Here is an 18,889-nt window from a genome sequence, read left to right as displayed (position 1 = left end):
CCGCGGCCCCGCCCCCCTACGCCGTAGGCAACAACCGCCGCACCACCCGCTCGATCGTCAGTCCCTGCACCAGAATCGAGAACACTACCACCACGTAGGTCATTACCAAAAACATCTCGCGGTTCATCTCCTCGGCGAGGCTGAGGGCCAGGGCGATGGAAATGCCACCCCGTAGCCCTCCCCAGGTTATGATCTTATGGGTATGGGGCACGAAGTCCAGCTTGCGCGAGAACAGGCGCACCGGCAGCCATAGGGCGGCGTGGCGGCTCAGCAGTACGATGGGAATGGCCAGTAGCCCCGCCAGCAGGTAGCTACCCGTGAAGGTCAGTATGAGCATCTCCATACCGATGAGCACGAAAAGGACGGCGTTGAGTAGGATGTCAAGCAGCTCCCAGAACTTATCGACGTAGAGCTCGGTGGTCTCCGACATGGCACTGGCCCGCACCTGATCGTGCCCGATGGCCAGGCCGGCGGCTACCATCGCCAGGGGCGCCGAGAGGTGAAACTCCTGGGCCACGACCGTGCCCCCCATCACGGCGGCCAGGGTAATGATGATCTCGGTGCTGAAGTCGTCGATGGACTTGATGAGCCGGTAGGCCACCCAACCCAGGGCCACCCCCAGCAATAGTCCCCCAAACACCTCCTGCCCGAAGAGTACGGCGATGTCTACGGCCCCGATCGGTCCCTGACTGGCGTCGGCGATCTCAAAGAGGGTCAGGAAGAGCACCACCCCTACGCCGTCGTTGAAGAGTGACTCGCCGACGATCTTGATCTCCAGTTTTTTGGGGGCCCGCGCCTGCTTCAGGATACCTAGTACGGCGATAGGGTCGGTCGGTGAGATGATGGCCCCGAACAGCAGGCAGTATACGTAGCTCACGGGCATGCCGAGCAACTGGAGCAGGTAAAAGGTGAGCGTGCCAATGAGGAAGGTCGAGGTCACCACCCCCAGGGTAGCAAAGGCTACGATGGCCGCCCCCTGCTTTTTTAACTCGTCGTAGTTGGTATGCAGTGCCCCGGCAAAGAGCAGGAAACTGAGCATGTAGTCCATCAGTACCCGCTCAAAGTCAATGCCCTGGATCAGCTCGGCCTCGGCCCGTAGCAGCGTATCGTCGAAGTAGCTCAACCCCAACACCGCTACCGTATAGAGCAGCGTGATGAGCATGAGCCCGATGGTGGTCGGTAGTTTGAGGAAACGGGCATTGAGGTAGCCGAAGATGGCGGCCAGAAAGATTAGGCCGGCGATGATAGTATAGGTGGACATAAACGGGGATGGGCTGCGAAAGCACGAAGGTAGGGGAGGGCGTTTTGAACACCTCCCCGTCCAAAACCGCTCCCAAAACATGCGCCCGATCTCCGCTCTGCTCCTCCTCGTTAGCAGTCTTTCGTTCACCGCTCAGGCACCCGACACTCCCAACGACCTGAAGGAACAGCTGGTAGGGACCACGGCGCACACCCAGGCTACGGACTAGCGAAGGTCAGTCGCGGGGGGCACAGAGGTCACGGACGACGGGTGCAAGCGCCCACTAACCTTATCCGCTAAAGTAGACGTAGGCGATGAGGATCAGTACGACGACCAGGACGGACCACAGCACGTCGGCGCGGGAGTAGCTCGACTTGACCTCGGCGCGGTCCTCGGCCGAGACCATGCCGAAGGCTAGCCCCTGGATTTTTTCCAGCGGCGGCGGGGCGGTGGCGTAGCTGACCCCGACCATGGCGGTGGCGCTAACCAGGAAGATCAGCAGACTGTAGTACTGAAAGAAGGTGTTGTTGACGATCCATAGGAAGGAACCCTCGGGGTAAGCGAAGCCCTGGCTCAGCGCGACCGGCGTATCGACCACCAGCCGGAACAGGCCCATGGCGAAGCCAATACCCAGGGCCGCCAGTGCACCCTTGGCGTTCATCCGTTTGAAGAAGATGCCGAAAAAGAAAACCACGAAGATGGGCGGGGCTAGGTACCCCTGCACGCTCTGTAGGTAGTCATAAAGGCCGCGGCTGCCCTGGATGACGGGGATCCAGGCCAGGCCGATGATCACCATGGCGGCCGTGGCGATGCGCCCGATCCGCACCAGGTTCTGCTCGCTCGTCCCTGGTCTGAATTTGTTGTAAAAGTCCATCGTGAACAGGGTGGAGGAGGCATTGAACACCCCGGCTAGGGAGCTCATTAGGGCGGCGAGCAGTCCGGCCACCACCAGCCCGCGAATACCGGTGGGCAGCACCGTCGCCACCAGTAGGGGGAAGGCTTGCTGGGCGTTGGCCGTGACCAGCCGCCCCTGCCCGTCGAGCATCTCTGTGGCGATGGAGTCCATTCGGCCGCTGATGGCCAGCGCGAAGGCGATCATGCCGGGGATGATGAAGATGAACACCGGCAGTAACTTGAGCAGGGCTGCTGCGATGGTACCGCGGCGAGCCTCCGAAAGGTTGGCGGCCCCGAGGGTACGCTGCACGATATACTGATCCGTACACCAGTACCACAGGCCGATGATGGGGGCGCAAAAGAGCATGCCCAGCCAGGGGTAGTTCGCGTTGAAGTACCAGGCCATGGTGGTATCGGTACGCACCGGTGCCCAGGTGCCTTCCATTCCCTCCGGCACCAGCGGCTTCCAGAGGTTAAACATCTCGGAGCCGGCGATGCGCCGCAGTTCGCCCCAACCGCCGAGGGCATCCAGCCCGTAATACGTCACCAGGATGGACCCGAAGATCAGGATGACGGTCTGGATGCTCTCAGTGTAGGCCACGGCCTTTAGCCCACCCAGGATGGTGTAGACCCCCGTAAGAATAATCACCAGGATGGACCCGATCCAGAAGCTGTCGAGGCCCATAAAACTGATCTCCGGCATTAGCACCCCAAAAACGATACCGCCGGCGAAGATGCCCACCGCGATCTTAGTCAGCACGTAGGCCACCAGGGAGATAAGGGACAGGATAACCCGGGCCGTACCGGAAAATCGCCGCTCCAGGAATTCCGGCATTGTGAAGACCCGCGAGCGCATGTAGAAGGGGGCCAGTACCCAGCCAAGCACCAGCAGGCACCAGGCATGCAGCTCGTAGTGGGCCAGGGCCACGCCGTCAGTCGCCCCCGACCCGGCCAGGCCGACCAGGTGTTCGGAGCCTATATTGGAGGCAAAGATGGACGCCCCCACCACGAACCACCCCAGGTTACGACCGGCGAGAAAATACTCGTCGGAGCTGTCATTCTTTTGCCGGATCACCCACCAGGCAATACCGAGGATGAGGGTAAAATAGAGCAGGATGATGATCCAGTCAATGGTCGCTAATACCGTCATGATCGCGAGTTATGCAGTGGAAGAAAGCGTACGCTAGCCCAGCCGGGCCCGTAATTCGCTGAGTTTTGTGTGCTCGTCGATCAGCACGCACTCGATGCCCGTGAAGGTGGCGTAATCGACCAGCTGGTCGGCGCCGATGTTCTGGCTGAAGCAGGTGTGGTGGGCACCGCCGGCGTAGATCCAACCCGTTACGCCGGTCGCCATATCCGGCTGGGGTTCCCAGAGAATGCGCGCCACGGGCAGTTTGGGCAGCTCCGCGGCAGGTTGGCGGCCGCTGACCGTATTCACGACCAGGCGGAAACTCGCACCCATATCCACCACCGACGCATTAAGGGCCGGCCCGGCCTTCCCGTCGAAGACCAGGCGGCAGGGATCGGCCTTCCCCCCGATGCCGAGCGGGTGGCACTCGATGCGCGGTTTGCCGACAGCGATGCTGGGGCAGATTTCCAGCATGTGGGCCCCCAGGACGGCCTCCGCCCCCGGCTCGAAGTGGTAGGTGTAATCTTCCATGAAGCTGTTCCCGCCCGGGAGTCCCTCGCCCATTACTTTCATCGTGCGCACCAGGGCGGCCGTTTTCCAGTCACCCTCGCCGCCGAAGCCGTAACCCCGGCCCATCAGCCGCTGCACGGCCAGCCCGGGCAGTTGCCGCAGGCCGTGCAGGTCCTCGAAGGTGTCGGTGAAGGCGGTGTAGCCTCCTTCCTCCAAAAAGTCGGTCAGCCCCAGTTCCAGGCGGGCGCTGTAGGCCAGGTGGTCGCGGCGGTCGCCGTCGGGCAGTACGTTGTCGGCCAGGTCGTAGGTGGCCTGGTATTCCTCCAGTAGCCCGTTCACCCGATCGTCGGCTACGGCATCGACCCGCTCGACCAGGTCGCCAACGCCGAAGCCGTCCACCTGGTAGCCGAAGGTCATCTGCGCGCTCACCTTATCCCCGTCGGTGACGGCCACGTGCCGCATATTGTCGCCGAAGCGGGCCACCTTCATTCGGCGCTCGCTGGCGATACCCAGGGCTACGCGCACCCAGCCGCTCAGGGCACCTTGCACCTGCGCCGACGCCCAGTGCCCCACGATGACGCGCCGCCGCACGCCGAGCTTGGCGCACATGTGCCCGAACTCCCGCCCCCCGTGCGCCGTCTGGTGGAGGTTCATGTAGTCCATGTCGATGGTCCCGTAGGGGATGTCGCGGTGGAACTGGGTGTGGAGGTGGCAGAGGGGCTTGCGCAGGATACTGAGCCCCCAGATCCACATCTTGGCCGGGGAAAAGGTGTGCATCCAGGTGATGACGCCGGCGCACTGCTCGTCGGCCTCGGCGGCGCGGATAGTGCGGTAGACCAGGTCGGAATCGGTAAGCACGGGCTGCCAGATGATCTCGGCGGGAATGTCTGCGGCCCCGTTCAGGGCGGCCACGATCCGTTGGCTGTTTTCGGCTACCTGGGCCAGGGTTTCCGAGCCGTAGAGGTGCTGGCTGCCGGTGAGAAAGTAGATAGTCATGGGGGGGATTCGAGTCGGTGGAAGGAGATTACTGGCCGTAGTAGGCGTCGGTGCCGTGCTTGCGCTCCCAGTGCTTGCGGATCAGGCTGTCCTTGAGGCGCGGGGCGTCGGGATTGATCTGCCGGGCGAGGTAGGCCATGCGGGCCATCTCCTCCAGCACGGCGGCGTGGTAGACGGCCTTTTCCACCGTTTTGCCCCAGGTGAAGGGCGCGTGATTACTGACCAGGATCATTTCCACCTCGGCCGGGTCGAGCCCGAGCTTGCGAAAGTGGTCGATGATCTGCCGGCCGGTCTCGTGCTCGTAGTTACCGCCGATCCGCTCATCGTCCATCGGGGGCGCGCAGGGTACGTCCACCGTCAGGTGATCGGCGTGGGTCGTGCCCATGATCGGCACGGGCAGTTGGGCCTGGGCCCAGGCGGTACCGTAGGTGGAGTGGGTGTGTACGATGCCCCCAATGCCGGTCCACTCCTTGTACAGCAGGGCGTGGGTCTTGGTGTCGCTACTCGGCCGAAGCTTACCGTCAACCACCCTCCCGTCGAAATCGACGATGACCATGTCTTCGGGGCGCAGGTCGTCGTAGGGCACTCCGCTGGGTTTGATGGCGAATACCCCGGCTTTGCGGTCCACTGCGCTGGCGTTGCCGAAGGTGAACACCACCAGCCCCAGCTCGGGCAGTTGCATATTCGCCCGGTAGGCGGAATCTTTTAGCTTATCGTGGGCCATGTGACGTGGGTTAGGTAAGTGGAAGTTCAGGGCGGCGGCGCGCGGGTGCGGTACTTATGAGGAAGTGGCCAGGTCCTCGGCCGCTTCGCCCAGACGTACGTACTGCCCGAACTTGTCGGCGTAGTAGACCACTCGGTCGGCCTGCGGGTGATAGGTGGTTTCGAAGCCAGCGCCCATCCGATCTACGGCGGTGGACACATCGGCGTGGTGGCCGGCCGCTACGGCGGCGAACATGGCCGCGCCCAGGGCACAGGTCTGCTCGCTGCGGGCGATGCGGATGGGTCGGTTTAGAATGTCGGACAGCGTCTGCATGACGAAGGGGGATTTTTTCGCCACGCCGCCCAGTCCGATAATACCCTCGACGGGGATGCCCTCCTCCACGAAGCGGTCCACGATCCGGCGCGCCCCGAAGCAGATGGCTTCCACGAGGGCCCGGAATACGCGGGGGGCGTCGGAGCCGAGGTTGAGCCCCGCGATGGCCCCCCGGAGGCGCTGGTCGGCGTCGGGGGTGCGGCGGCCGTTGAACCAGTCCACCGCGATCTCGCTGCCCCCGGGCGGCAGGGCAGCGGCGGCCGCGCTCAGCTCCGCGATCAGGGCTCCGCGGTCGCCCTCGGGACGCCCCCAGGCAAGCAGGTTGACAAACCAGGCGAAGACATCACCGAAGGCGGACTGCCCGGCCTCCAGCCCCAGCATGTTCGGGATGACCGACCCGTCTACCTGACCACAAATACCCCGTACCCGGGTGGCGGCTGCCGGATGATCTTCCGGGATGACGAGAATGTCGCAGGTGGACGTGCCCATGACCTTGGAGAGGTAGAAGGGCTCGATCTCCCCCCCGACGGCCCCCATGTGCGCGTCGAAGGCTCCTACGCCGACGGGGATACCGGCCGGCAGACCCAGGCGCCCGGCCCACTCCTGGCTAAGCGTACCAGCCACCACGTCCGAGGTGTAGGTATCGGTATACAGGCGATCGCGCAGCCCGGCCAGCAGCGGGTCCAGCGCGGTGAGAAATTTCTCGGGTGGCAATCCGCCCCACTCCGGGTGCCAGAGTGCCTTATGGCCGGCCGCGCAGCGGCTGCGGCACATCGCGCTCACCGCGCTGCCCCCGGTGAGCAGAAAGGGGATCCAGTCGCAGTGCTCCACCCAGGAGTGGGCCGTCCGGCGTACGGCCGGATCGGCGCGCAGCACGTGCAGGATCTTGGCCCAGAACCACTCGGAACTGTAGATACCCCCCTCGTACTTGGTGTAGTCCGTCTGCCAGCCACGGCAGCGTTCGTTGATCTCGGCGGCCTCCCGGATGGCGGTGTGGTCCTTCCACAGCACGAACATGGCGTTGGGGTTGTCCGCGAACTCCGGCAGCAGGGCCAGCGGCGTGCCGTTGGCATCCACCGCCACGGGAGTCGAGCCGGTGGTGTCGACGCCGATGCCGCTCACGCGGTCGGCCGTACCGGGCGGGGCATCGGCGAGGGCTTCGCGTACCGCCGCTTCTAGTGCGTCGATGTAGTCCCGGGGATGCTGCCGGAACTGACTTTCCGCGGGCTTGCAGTATTTACCGGCCTTCCAGCGTGGGTAGTAGCTGACGCCGGTGCCCACCTCTTCGCCGGTATCGCTGTCCACCAGGAGGGCGCGTACCGAGTCGGTGCCGTAATCCAGTCCGAGGGTATAGCGCATAGTCGATCAGGGTTTAAGTAAAAAGGCCTCCCCGTCGCGGCGGGCAGCGGCGTAGCCTTCTGGGCGAAACTGGTAGTACCAGGCTCCGCTCCGGGATTGGGAAAAGTCCTTTTCGTTCGTCTGCTCCAGGTAATCCATCCGCCGCAGGCGCCGCCGAAAATTGCCCGCATCGATGGAGCGGCCGAAGATGGCCTCGTAGAGCCGCTGCAATTGCGTGAGGGTGAATCGGTCGGGCAGTAGTTCGAAACCCACCGGTTCGTGGGTGGAGCGGTAGCGGAGGGCCGCCAGTGCCACATCCACCATCTGGCAGTGGTCGAAGACCAGGGGGGGCAGCTCGTCGAGGGGTACCCACCGCGCGGCGTAGTCCCCGGACAGTTGCGCGCTGGCTATGTCCTGGTCCACCAAGGCGTAGTAGCCGACCGATAGCGTACGCTCCACCGTATCCCGGTCTACCCGTCCGAAAACGTGGAATTGTTCCAGGTATACCTCCCGCAGCCCCGTCAGCGTCTGTACGACGCGCTGGGCGCCGGCGTCGAGGTCTTCCTCCCGCCGCAGGAAGCCCCCCATGAGGGACCACTCCCCCCGGTGAGGCTCAAAATCCCGCCGGATCAGTAGCAGGTTCAACCGCTCCTCCCGGAAACCGAAGATGATGCAGTCCACGGCAACGAGCAAGCGGTCCTGTGCTGGATAATTTTGCATGATGCGCGGTCAAGGTAGGTATGGATTGTCACATTGACAACCTTTCGTGAGAGAATTATTCTCACCGGTGGTACTGCGGCACCCTTTTCTTCTATCCCGAACTGGCCGTGTCGTTGGAGAAATAGGCGGACGGCGACATGCCGTAGAATTTTTTGAACACCCGGCTGAAGTACTTGGGATCTTGGAAGCCGGAGCAATAGGCAACTTCCGAGACGGTTAGCCTGCCCTCGGCCATCAGGTCGATGGCCCGCTTGATCTTGTAGCGGTTGACGAAGTCGGTCACCGACATATCCGTAAGGGAGCGAACTTTTTTGTAGAGCAGGCTGCGACTCATGCACATAGCTTCGGCCAGGTCACTCTGGGAGAAGGTAGCCTCGGCGTACTGCTCGGACAGAATGGCGTAAAGGCGGGACAGAAACTCGCGATCGACCGGATTGGCGGTCGCCTCCGCCGCTTCGGGCGTGGCCGAGCGGGCGAACAGCTTTTTCATCCGGCGGCGCGACTGGATCAGGTTGTCAATCTTGGCGTGCAGTACCTCCAGGTTACAGGGTTTGGAAAGGTAATCGTCGGCCCCCTCCCGCAGGCCCTCCAACTGATTTTCCACCAGCGCCTTGGCCGTGAGAAGGATCACCGGAATATGGGACGTTTGGATCTGCACCTTTAGCTTTCGGCACAGCTCGATCCCGTTCATCCGGGGCATCATGATATCGCTGATGATGGCCTCGGGGGAGTAGCGGGCGGCCAGCTGGTAGCCCTCCACGCCATCACCCGCCTCGAGTACGCGGAATTTCGCTTCCAAGCTCTGCACCAGTAGCGTTCGCAGGTCGTAGTTATCCTCGACAATCAGTATGGTCGGCTTACCGGTCGCGGCGGGGGGCGTGGGCGAGCGCCTGGCCCGTACCCGGTCGGAACGTTTGAGGTTGTCACGTAGCGTAACGATCCGGCCGGCGAGGCTGGTCGGGGTAGTCAATGTCCTGGACGCTGGCGGCGGCTGACCGTAGGCGCCCTCGGTGCAGGGCAGGGTGACCCTGAAGGTCGATCCGGCCCCGGGTTGGCTTTGCACTTCGATCTTGCCCTTCAGCGCATGGACGATTTCTCGGATGAGCGACAGGCCGATTCCCGATCCCTGCCCCTCGGTACCGGGTACCCGGTAGAAAGGATCGAGGATGTGTTCTATGGCACCGGCTTCTATGCCAATGCCACGGTCGGCTACGGTCACCGTGAAGGATTCTGGCGCCCGCTCCGTCGGTGGCGGGTCGAAGGAAAGGCTTAGCCGGACACTCTGGCCCGCGGGTGTATACTTGATGGCATTCGACAGCAGGTTGTACACCACGTGTTCCAGCTTCTCGGTATCGAACCAGACGTGCGCGTTGCCCCCCGGTATGCTTATGTTAAAATCCAGTTCGCGGTGTTCCGCTAGACTGCGAAACGACTCACCTACCGTGGTTAAGAACGCTCCAAGGTCAGCGTACACCGGCCGAAGTTGATGTTTCCCCTCCTCGATGGTCCGAAAGTCCATCAGTTGATTGATCAGGTGCAGCAGGCGGCGGGCATTGCGGTAAATGACCTGCAGGCTGCCGCGGGCCCGGTCATCGCTCCCGAAGTGTGCCAGCAAGTTTTCTATGGGGGCAATGATCAGTGTCAGCGGGGTGCGGAACTCGTGGGATACATTCGTAAAGAACCGCAGACGTAGGTCATTGACCCTGCGGACCTCGGCGTTCATCTCGATCAACCGATCTCGCTGCTGGGATATCTCCCGGTTCTTCACCTCCAACTCGTTTTTTTGCGCAGCGATCTCGCCCTGCCGTTGTTCGAGGGTTTTGTTATTGGCCCGTAGCCGGTCGGCCTGTTCCTTGAGAATGTTCTTCTGGCGGGCTACGTGGGCAGTCCGTTGCCGCACCAAGGATTCGAGTTTGCGGGTTTGCCGCTGTAGGTACCGGGTTCTCCACCTAGTGTATGAAAAGACACTCAGCAGGGCGACGACTGCCAGCAACACGTAGAACCAGTTCGTACGCCAGAAGGGAGGATGAACAATCACCTGCAGACGGGTCGCCGTGCGCTGCCACTGGCCTTCGCCATTGGACGCCCTAACCTCAAAGACGTATTCGCCACCCCCCAGATTGGTGTAGCTGGCAAAGCGGCGGGAGGAGGGTACCGTGACCCAGTCCTGGTCAATTCCCCGCATTCGGTAGGCAAACTGCACCTTCTCGGACAGGAAGTAGTCGAGAGCGGCAAACTCCAGGGTAAAGGCATTATCCAGGTAGGAGAGCTCGATGCGGTCCGCCCGGTCGAGGGAGGTAGTGAGTACCGTGCGGCCGTGACGTATCTGCGTCGGGTGGACCTCCTCACCCATTGCCGTAAGGCGGGTGAGGGTCGCGGTGGGTTGTCCCAAATAATTGGATATGTCGGCGGGGTTAAAGTAGACCAGCCCGTCGATGCTCCCGAAGTACAGTCTGTCCGGCGGCCCGGCGGCGGAAGCCGACCAGTAGAATTGATTGCTGGGCAGGCCATCGTTCGCATAGTAGTTTTTAAAGGTCTCCGTTGCGGGATCGAAACAGGACAGGCCGTAGTCCGTACTGAGCCAGAGCTCCCCGCCGCGTGCCTCCTGGACGGCATATACCACGTTGTTGCACAGCCCGTCCTGCTCGTCGAAATGGGTGGATCGAAGCTCCCGTCCGTGGCGAATGAGGCGAACCAGACCATACCCATAGGTACCTACCCACAGGCTGCCGTCCCGGGCCTCGTGCAACGACAGCACGTAGTTGCCGGGAAGCACCCCGCTCTCCCGGTCGAAGAAGTCAACCTCCCCGGCGGCAAATCGCATCGTATCACTCCGGACCGACCGCGCCGGGAAACGGTAGAGGCCCTGGCGGGTACCGATCCAGTAGTCGTCGTGCCGATCCAGAATCATGCTGCCCACTTCAGAGATATTAATCCCTAGGGTAGCGGGATCCAGGCGGGCCACCGACATGTCACGCGGGTCGAGTCTAGTTAGAGCGCTTTCGCTACCGATCAAAATGAATCCGCTGGTATCCCTATGCAGGGAGGAGATAAAACTACTGGACAGTGCAGCAACGGTACTGAAGGTGCCGGAAGCGGGATCGTCCAGCCGGTTCAGTCCACCTCCCCAGGTGCCCACCCAGAGGTAGTTCCGGGAATCTCGGACTAGGGAGGTCACGAAATCACTGGACAGACTGCCGCTCCGGTCGGGCACGTTCCGAAAGACCCGCTTCACCGTTTCCCGGCCGTCCACCAAGTTCAACCCGCCCCCGGCCGTGCCCACCCATAGATCCCTCCCTTCCGAAAGGATCGAGTTCACCTTACCGTTGCTCAGGCCGTGGGCTTCGTGGGGGTGGTGCAGGATAGTGCCGAAACGATGCTGGTGCAGATTATACTGATTGATACCACCCTTATCGGTACCGATCCAGACGTTACCGATGGGATCCGCCGCGAGGCTATTTACGAAGCGGTTGTTCAGACTTGACCGGTGGTCATCCCCCTCGGCAACCGCCAGGAAATCGTCGGCCAGCGGGCGGTAGATGTTGAGTCCGCCCAGCGTACCCACGAGCAGGTGGCCCTGCTGGTCGAAAGCTAGGGACGTTACCGCATTGTGCAACAGTCCTCCCGCAGTTGAGGGGTCCGATTGGTAGATCCGTTCCTCTCCAGTAATTAGGTTGCGCCGCACGAGCCCGGCATCCGTTCCAATCCAACCGTACGTCTCATCAGCTAGAATGGAAAGTACCCGCGCCTCCGGAGCGGATGTCAACGAACAGGAACGCGGTTGACCATCCCGCCCCACCACGAAAAGCCCCGAGTTGGTGCCTACGAGCACCCCACCCGCGGCGACCGGGTACATCGCGTTCACGGTTTGCCCCCGCAAACCGGAATGCCGGAGCCGGACGCGCAGCACCGAGCGCGGGCCCGCCTGATCCGCTTGCAGCACGTGAAAGCCATCCGTATCCGTACCAATCCAGACCTGCCCGTCGTCCGCATAGTGCAGGGCATTGACGCGCATTCGGCCTAAAGAATCCGGCACCCCAGTGAGTTGCACGAAGCGACCGTACTCCAAATCATAAACCCCGAGCCCCTCGGTGGTTCCGATCCAGAGATGGTGGGAGGAGTCTTCGGCCAGGGTATGGACGAAGTTGCTCGGTAGCCCGTCCGCCGTGCCATCCGCTTTATAGACGCGAAACTGGTAGCCATCGTACCGGCACAGTCCGTTCCAGGTGGCAAACCACATAAAGCCCTGGCTGTCCCGGAACACGTAGTCGACGGTGTTCTGTGAGAGCCCGTCGTCGGTAGTAAGGTAACGAAGATGGGAGGGAAACTCCTGGGCGTTGGCGGTAAGTCCGCAAGCCAGTGCGTAACACAGCAGTAGCCTACCGATTCGGACGCCGGTTAACCCTAGTAATTTGCTGTAGCGTCGCTTCATTCAGGGTGTTGTAGCCTTCGTTAAGGTGTGGTTTTTACCGGCTTGAGCCAGCAGGAGATCCCACTGGGTGGGTCCCTGGGCAGAGGCTTTACCCCCAAAGTAGTGAGGCGCGGATCAAAATAAGCGTGTATACGGAATTGTCCACCTTAATTACGGATCCGTCCACCCCGTGGCCAAAGTCACCTAGCTACCTTGCGCCAACACAAAATTCTACCGTTGTTACGTGATGGCCATCTAGGTAGTTGCGTTAGCTAGAACTTACAAAATATTATTCGTCCCCTCCTTTATCGCCTCGATGCGCTTATCTATTTACCTCTTCGGTAGGGCATGGCTTAATTCTCCGATAGGCGCGCTGCCTGTGGGGTCATCCCAATACCGCATTTCAACACTTTAAATTACTAGACTCATGATCATGCAAACAGTGGCCCCTCGGGGGCTGCGGTCGAACTTTACCAGTCGCCCGCGGACGCTACGGTCGCTTTTCATCGTGTTGTTTCTGGGGGGCAGCCTAGGGCTGACGGCCCAAAACACGGTCACCGGTACGATCGTCTCCGAAGCGGAGGAGCCGCTCATTGGCGTCAACGTAGTGATCCTTGGAGAGGAGAGTCGCGGGACGGTGACGGATTACGATGGCGGATACACCATTCAAGCCCTCCCGGAAGACGTTTTGGTATTTTCTTATACGGGTTACAAACGACTCGAAGTTCCCGTAGGCAACCAATCCGTCATTGATGTGACGCTGGGCGAGGATACGCAGGTGCTGAGCGAAGTGGTGGTCGTTGGCTACGGTACCCAGCGTAAGGAAGACCTGACGGGCTCGGTCAGCGTGGTGGACGCGGAGGAGATCACGAAACAGGCTAGTAACGACGTGACCCAGATGTTGCAGGGCCGTGTGGCCGGGGTATCCATCACATCGGACGGCCAGCCTGGTGCCACGCCGACGGTGCGGGTTCGCGGAGTTAGCACCTTCGGCCTCGGAGCCGGGGCCGAGCCACTGTACGTAGTGGACGGATTCCCCCTGCCGGGTGGCATCCGTGATATTAACCCCAACGATATCGAGTCCATCCAGGTGCTGAAAGATGCCACCTCGGGTGCTATCTACGGCAACCGGGCGGCCAACGGAGTGGTGATCATTACCACGAAGGCTGGTAAGAAGAATCAAAAATTCGGCATCTCCATTAATGCCTACACCGGCATTCAGACCGTACCGGACCGTATCCCGGTGCTCGACCGGCTGGGCTACCAGGCCATCAGCACCGAACTGCTTGCCAATGCCGGTATGCCTCCGGTACCGGGTAACGACCCCAATTCGGCAGACTATATCGACAACATCAACACCAACTGGCAGGACGCCGGCTACAAGGACGGGTCCATCTCCAATATCAACCTCGCCATCTCGGGCGGCACGGAGCGGACCAATCTGTACGCCTCCCTGGATCTGCTGGACAACGAAGGCACCCTCGTCGGGAGTGGCCCCGACTATACCCGCTATTCGCTACGGGTCAACTCCGAAACGGAAGTCAGCAGCCGCTTCAAGTTCGGGGAGAACGTGTACTACATGCGCTCCGACGAAAGCCCCCTGTTCTACAACGGGGTATACACCCTGTTCCTTCCCGGCGGTAGGCCCACCCTGGTCAACGACCTGCTACAGGCGGCCCCGACCATCCCGCTCCGCGATCCGGCCCGCGAGGGTGGCTTCGGGGGTGCGGACGCGGTCATCCACCAGTCCATCACGCTCAACGTACCCGGCTTCAATAGCCTGGTCTCTAACAACACCACGGTCGACCGGCTACTGGCAAACGTATACGGTGAGCTTGAGATTGTGGACGGGTTGTCCTACCGACTGAACCTCCAGTACGACAACAGTGACATCTCGGATCAGCTCTTCGCACCGCAGTACGACCTGGGGTACTTCTTCCCCCGTCCGATTGCCGAACTCCAGGCGGGCGACCGGTCCTCGAATTCCTTTCTGGTGGAGAATACCCTGAAGTACGACTACGCCTCCACCAAACATAAGATCACCCTACTGGCGGGTCAAAGCTTTCAGAACTTCAACTACCGGCAGATCTCCGCGGTAGGTTCCGGGTTGGAAAAGCCCTACAACCTGAGCCTGACCAGTGCCGCGACGTACAGCGTGATCGACAACCAGCAGCCGGCGGCTTTGGCGTCGTACTTCGGCCGGATCAACTACGAGTTCAACGACCGCTACCTGCTGACGGTCAACGGGCGCTACGACGGCTCCTCCCGCTTCCGGGAGGCCGACCGGTTCGCCTTCTTTCCATCCATTGGCCTGGCCTGGAAGGTGCACAACGACCTCCGCCTGCCCGCTTCGATCACCGCCCTGAAGCTGCGCGGGGGCTACGGGCGACTGGGCAACCAAGAGATCGGCAACTTCCGCTACCAGGGCACGATCAACCGCGCAATCCCCTACGAGTTCTCGACGGGCCGGGTGCTGGGTGCCGCCACGACGATCCTCGTGGATCCTTCCATCACCTGGGAAACCCGGACCACGCGCAGCGTCGGCGTGGACCTGGAGATGTGGGACGGACGGTTGGACTTCACGGCCGAATATTATTCCAATACCTCTGACGACGTGCTGATCGACCTGCCGATCCCGCTTTCCAACGGGTCGCTGTCCGGACTGACCACAAACGCCGGCTCCATCGAGAACAGCGGGCTGGAATTCTCGGCAAACTGGCGCCCGCGGATCGGTGCCCTGACCCTGAATGTTTCGCCCAATTTCTACACCGTGAACAACAAGGTGCTGGATATTGGCACCCTGGATTTCCTATCCGGCACCGGTGCCCGCACGGAAGTAGGGGGGGCCATCGGGCGCCACTACGGCTGGGTCTACGAAGGGGTTTTCCAGTCTTCGGACGAAATTGCCGAAGCTCCGTTCCAACGGGACAATACCGCACCTGGCGACATCCGCTTCGCCGATCTCAACGGTGACAATATCCTCAACGAAGAGGACCGGCAGTACCTGGGCAGCGGATTACCCACTTATTACTACGGCCTGAACGTGGTCGCCAACTTCAAAAACTTCGACTTCACCATCTTCGGGCAGGGCAGCGGTGGCAACCTGATCAACAGCAACCTGTACCGGGGGTTGATGGTCACCTCCGGTTATACCAACTGGCATACGGATATCCTGGATCGCTGGACCCCGCAAAACACCGATACGGACATTCCGCGGGTCGTGCTTAGTGATCCAAACGATAACCAGCGGGACTCCGACCGCCCCGGATGGCTTCAGAGCGGCGACTATTTCCGCATCAACACTATCTCACTGGGCTACACCTTCGGAGGTGGTATCCTGGAGCGGGTCAGGCTGCGGTCGGCACGTATTTACGCCACCATGCAGAACGTTCACACCTTTTCCGCTTACAAGGGCTACAACCCGGATTTTCAGGCTGGTATCCTCAACCCCGGCTTCGACTTCGGCACCTTTCCCCGGCCGCGGACCACTATGGTAGGACTACAACTTCAATTCTGACGATTATGAAAAACTGCATTAAACGTTACCTATTAGCCGCCTGCGTCCTCGCCGGCACCCTCGGCTGCAACGACGAACTTGACATCGTCGACCCCAACCGGCTCTCCGCGGGTCAGTTTTACGAAAACGCCGAACAGGCAGTTGCCGCCGTCGATGCCATCTACAACGTACTCATTATTGATGGGCTCTACCAGCGGATCTCGCCGGTCTATAATGATGCCCGCAGCGACGAGATCAGTTCGCGTAGCCCCTGGGCCTTCTTCACCGGGATTGCGGGATTTACCATCCCGCCTACCTTTGGTGACTTGGACATCTTCTGGCACGGCCATTACATCATGATATCCCGGGCCAACCAGGCCCTGGAGAATATTCCCCTGGTGGAGGACCTGGAGCAGGACCTCCGGAGCAGGCTACTGGGGCAGGCCCATTTTCTGCGGGCGCTGGCCTACTTCAAGCTAGCCAATACCCACGGAAGCGTCCCCATTATCCTGAGCACTCCGCAGGGCGGCGATGACTTCTACCCGAGCAATGCCGACGTGAGCCGGGAGGACATCTACAACCAGGTGAAGACGGACTTAAATATAGCGATCTTCAGCCTACCGCAGAACTACAATGACGTTTCCGGTGTCGACCGGGAGCAGGAAGGGCGTGCTACCAGCGGAGCGGCCAACGCCCTGATGGGCATGGTCCACCTGTACGAGGGGGATTACGCCGCGGCCCAACCCTTCTTTGCCGCCGTAGTCAATTCCAACGAATACAAGCTGGCCGAGAACTACGCGGACCTATTTACTCAGGATCCCGGTATCGAAGCCGCCAATCCGGGAAAAATCTTCTGGGCTGACTTCACCACCAGTGCCGCCGCTGAATTCAACTGGGGCGGCGACCCGAACGTGAACTGGCGCCAATTTCTGGCCCTTACGCCAACCTACTCGGTGGGTGACTTCTTTGATTTCTACCCCACGCCGTTCCTCTATAGCGAGATGCGGGAAGAGCGAACCATTGACGGCAGCCTCGACCCTCGCTACCACGCGACGATCCTTTCCTACGAACCCGATGACGGCTACACCACGGCCTACGGGGTGGACTGGTTCGAGCGCGGGTTTCGGGAAGGCGACTACTTCATCAAAAAGTACACCAATGCCGTCGGCGGAACGGATGCCTTTACCGCTGGCTTCGACTACCACATTATCCGCTACGCCGATGTCCTGCTCATGTACGCCGAGTGCCTGGCCAATACCGGCAATATCGCCGCCGCGGCCGGCTACGTGCAGCAGGTGCGTGACCGAGCCAATCTCCCCGACCGGGAGGCGGAGTTTGCTGGCTATTCTCTCACGGCATTCATGGACCAGATTGAACACGAACGGATCATGGAACTCGCCATCGAAGGCAAGCGGTGGGAGGACATCCGCCGCTGGGGGCTACTAGAAACGGAATTGGACGAGTTACAGTCGCACGATTTCGAGTTCAATACCTACTCCGCAGGCAGAGACCTCATCCCCATTCCCCAGCCTGAACTGGATCGCAACGAGAATCTAGTAGGCAACTCCGCGAACTAGGTTGCCGACCATGTTTTACAAACCGTCCATCTACTGCTTAGTACTCGCCTACTGCCTGTTGGCCCCTGGCTGCGGCGAGGAAGCGACCGGCCCCGTCACGGCAACTCCTACCCCCAGTGTTCCGCCCCCCACCGGTGATACCACCTCACTGGACGACGGTGCGGTAGACTTCGGTTTATTCTCCGATACCTATTCCCAGCTGGCTTCGGCGGACCAGACCGATAACTGGATGCACTACAACGTGCATGATCCGGTCTACCTGGTGGAGGAGGATTTCACCTGGTGCTATAATACCGACGTGGCCTACGGGCACGCCATCCGCCCCGGGATACAGATACGGCGCAGCATCAACCTTGTAGAGTGGGAGTTTGTTGGCTGGGCCCTCCCCGGTATTCCGGTACAGGGGGCCAATTTCATTCGCCGCAGTGGCGGGGAACCCTTCGGAAACATCTGGGCCCCCTACGTGATCGAAGTAGGTGGGGAGTACCGACTGTACTACTCACTTTCATCGCCTACTCCGCGGCTTAGCGCTATTGGTTTGGCGACCGCCGATAAGCCCCGGGGCCCCTTTCGGGAACGCGAACTGGTAGTGACCTCCCGGGACGACGCCAGCCGACAGACGAACGCTATCGACCCGACGGTTATCGTCACCCCGACCGGTGAACACTGGATGTACTACGGTTCGGCCTGGGATGGCATCTACAAATTGGAACTCGATCCGGATACGGGGCTGGCTATGCGCAACGGGGATAAGGGCGTCCGGGTGGCGCAGCGTGGATTTACCGGTAACACTATCAACGGAAATCTGGAAGGTCCAGAAATTATCTACCACCCTGGATTTGACCAGTACTACCTGTTCCTGGCCTATGACTGGCTAGAGACGAAGTACAACGTTCGCGTGGGCCGCTCGGATAGCCCCACCGGTCCATTCTATGATTATCTGGGTAACGACCTGAACGACGAACGGGACGACCTGCCGATGATTCTGGCGCCCTATCGCTTTCTCGGCCACTCCGGATGGCAGGGTGTCTCCCATCCCGGCGTATTCGAAAAGAACGACAACTTTTACCTCGGCCACCAGGGGCGGCCCGGCGTGGACCCGCTGTACATGGTCATGCACCTCCGGCAGTTGTTCTGGACAGAGGGCGGGTGGCCCATAGTGAGCAGCCAGCGCTACGCCACGGAGGAGGAGTCCGCCGTCGGGGAAGCGGAGATTAGCGGCGGCTGGGAACTCATTCTGTTCGACTATACCGTCGTGCCGGGCTACGCCGACGAGCAACGCAGTCCGGGATTCAGTGATGCGCAGCGCGTCGACCTCAGCGATGACGGCAGCGTCTCCGGTGCTACGACCGGCACCTGGTCGTACGACTCGCCGTGGCTTACCCTCGCTCTGGGCGGCAGTACGTACACCCTGCGGACGGAGCGGGGTCGTGATTGGGAAAACGAAGTGGCCGAAACCATCCTGCTGACCGGCCTGGACGCGGGAGGGAATGCCGCCTGGGCAAAGAAAGTCTCCAATTAATCACTCAACGCCCAGCAAAA

11 protein-coding genes are annotated in these 18,889 nt (G+C 61.1%); 4 read left to right on the top strand and 7 right to left on the bottom strand.

Annotation, left to right across the window (positions count from 1 at the left end):
- Positions 1–16 precede the first annotated feature (16 nt).
- Positions 17–1,261 carry a cation:proton antiporter gene (locus ACOOHD_RS12170; protein ID WP_420458153.1) on the bottom strand — a complete coding sequence of 415 codons (1,245 nt, stop codon included), beginning with the start codon at positions 1,259–1,261 and terminating at the stop codon, positions 17–19.
- Between the two features lie 79 nt (positions 1,262–1,340).
- On the opposite strand from ACOOHD_RS12170, the gene ACOOHD_RS12165 reads away from it, so the two are divergent.
- Positions 1,341–1,469, top strand: a complete 129-nt coding sequence (locus ACOOHD_RS12165; protein WP_420458152.1) for a hypothetical protein — start codon at positions 1,341–1,343, stop codon at positions 1,467–1,469.
- A gap of 60 nt (positions 1,470–1,529) precedes the next feature.
- Here ACOOHD_RS12165 and ACOOHD_RS12160 read toward each other — a convergent pair whose 3' ends face one another.
- The 6 genes from ACOOHD_RS12160 to ACOOHD_RS12135 form a co-directional block, all read right to left on the bottom strand.
- Positions 1,530–3,284: a sodium:solute symporter gene (locus tag ACOOHD_RS12160; protein WP_420458151.1), complete on the bottom strand. Its 1,755-nt coding sequence runs from the start codon at positions 3,282–3,284 to the stop codon at positions 1,530–1,532.
- A gap of 33 nt (positions 3,285–3,317) precedes the next feature.
- Entirely contained in the window at positions 3,318–4,769 is a 1,452-nt protein-coding gene (araA, locus tag ACOOHD_RS12155; RefSeq protein WP_420458150.1) for an L-arabinose isomerase, read from the bottom strand.
- A 28-nt stretch (positions 4,770–4,797) separates the two neighbouring features.
- On the bottom strand, positions 4,798–5,493 hold the full coding sequence (locus tag ACOOHD_RS12150; RefSeq protein WP_420458149.1) for an L-ribulose-5-phosphate 4-epimerase: 696 nt from the start codon (positions 5,491–5,493) through the stop codon (positions 4,798–4,800).
- A gap of 54 nt (positions 5,494–5,547) precedes the next feature.
- Complete coding sequence (locus tag ACOOHD_RS12145) at positions 5,548–7,164, bottom strand: ribulokinase (protein ID WP_420458148.1); 1,617 nt, start codon at positions 7,162–7,164, stop codon at positions 5,548–5,550.
- A gap of 6 nt (positions 7,165–7,170) precedes the next feature.
- Positions 7,171–7,863, bottom strand: a complete 693-nt coding sequence (locus ACOOHD_RS12140) for an NUDIX hydrolase (RefSeq protein ID WP_420458147.1) — start codon at positions 7,861–7,863, stop codon at positions 7,171–7,173.
- A 91-nt stretch (positions 7,864–7,954) separates the two neighbouring features.
- Positions 7,955–12,295: a two-component regulator propeller domain-containing protein gene (locus ACOOHD_RS12135; RefSeq protein WP_420458146.1), complete on the bottom strand. Its 4,341-nt coding sequence runs from the start codon at positions 12,293–12,295 to the stop codon at positions 7,955–7,957.
- Between the two features lie 406 nt (positions 12,296–12,701).
- Here ACOOHD_RS12135 and ACOOHD_RS12130 point away from each other — a divergent pair, with 406 nt between their 5' ends.
- The 3 genes from ACOOHD_RS12130 to ACOOHD_RS12120 are packed head-to-tail and all read left to right on the top strand — an operon-like array spanning position 12,702 to position 18,869.
- Positions 12,702–15,791 carry a SusC/RagA family TonB-linked outer membrane protein gene (locus tag ACOOHD_RS12130; protein ID WP_420458145.1) on the top strand — a complete coding sequence of 1,030 codons (3,090 nt, stop codon included), beginning with the start codon at positions 12,702–12,704 and terminating at the stop codon, positions 15,789–15,791.
- Between the two features lie 5 nt (positions 15,792–15,796).
- Entirely contained in the window at positions 15,797–17,347 is a 1,551-nt protein-coding gene (locus ACOOHD_RS12125) for a RagB/SusD family nutrient uptake outer membrane protein (RefSeq protein ID WP_420458144.1), read from the top strand.
- A gap of 10 nt (positions 17,348–17,357) precedes the next feature.
- A complete protein-coding gene (locus ACOOHD_RS12120; RefSeq protein ID WP_420458143.1) occupies positions 17,358–18,869 on the top strand; it encodes an arabinan endo-1,5-alpha-L-arabinosidase in 1,512 nt (503 codons plus the stop codon).
- The last annotated feature ends 20 nt before the right edge of the window (positions 18,870–18,889 follow it).

This window comes from Neolewinella sp., assembly GCF_965214665.1.
GTDB lineage: Bacteria > Bacteroidota > Bacteroidia > Chitinophagales > Saprospiraceae > Neolewinella.
Note: the sequence above shows the minus strand (reverse complement) of the source record. Positions and strands in the feature narration are given on the sequence as shown.

What these genes read in the sequence shown, in the direction of transcription:
- ACOOHD_RS12170 (WP_420458153.1), bottom strand. Translation starts at nt 1,261, where the DNA reads ATGTCCACCTATACTATCATCGCCGGCCTAATCTTTCTGGCCGCCATC.
- ACOOHD_RS12165 (WP_420458152.1), top strand. Translation starts at nt 1,341, where the DNA reads ATGCGCCCGATCTCCGCTCTGCTCCTCCTCGTTAGCAGTCTTTCGTTC.
- ACOOHD_RS12160 (WP_420458151.1), bottom strand. Translation starts at nt 3,284, where the DNA reads ATGACGGTATTAGCGACCATTGACTGGATCATCATCCTGCTCTATTTT.
- araA (WP_420458150.1), bottom strand. Translation starts at nt 4,769, where the DNA reads ATGACTATCTACTTTCTCACCGGCAGCCAGCACCTCTACGGCTCGGAA.
- ACOOHD_RS12150 (WP_420458149.1), bottom strand. Translation starts at nt 5,493, where the DNA reads ATGGCCCACGATAAGCTAAAAGATTCCGCCTACCGGGCGAATATGCAA.
- ACOOHD_RS12145 (WP_420458148.1), bottom strand. Translation starts at nt 7,164, where the DNA reads ATGCGCTATACCCTCGGACTGGATTACGGCACCGACTCGGTACGCGCC.
- ACOOHD_RS12140 (WP_420458147.1), bottom strand. Translation starts at nt 7,863, where the DNA reads ATGCAAAATTATCCAGCACAGGACCGCTTGCTCGTTGCCGTGGACTGC.
- ACOOHD_RS12135 (WP_420458146.1), bottom strand. Translation starts at nt 12,295, where the DNA reads ATGAAGCGACGCTACAGCAAATTACTAGGGTTAACCGGCGTCCGAATC.
- ACOOHD_RS12130 (WP_420458145.1), top strand. Translation starts at nt 12,702, where the DNA reads ATGATCATGCAAACAGTGGCCCCTCGGGGGCTGCGGTCGAACTTTACC.
- ACOOHD_RS12125 (WP_420458144.1), top strand. Translation starts at nt 15,797, where the DNA reads ATGAAAAACTGCATTAAACGTTACCTATTAGCCGCCTGCGTCCTCGCC.
- ACOOHD_RS12120 (WP_420458143.1), top strand. Translation starts at nt 17,358, where the DNA reads ATGTTTTACAAACCGTCCATCTACTGCTTAGTACTCGCCTACTGCCTG.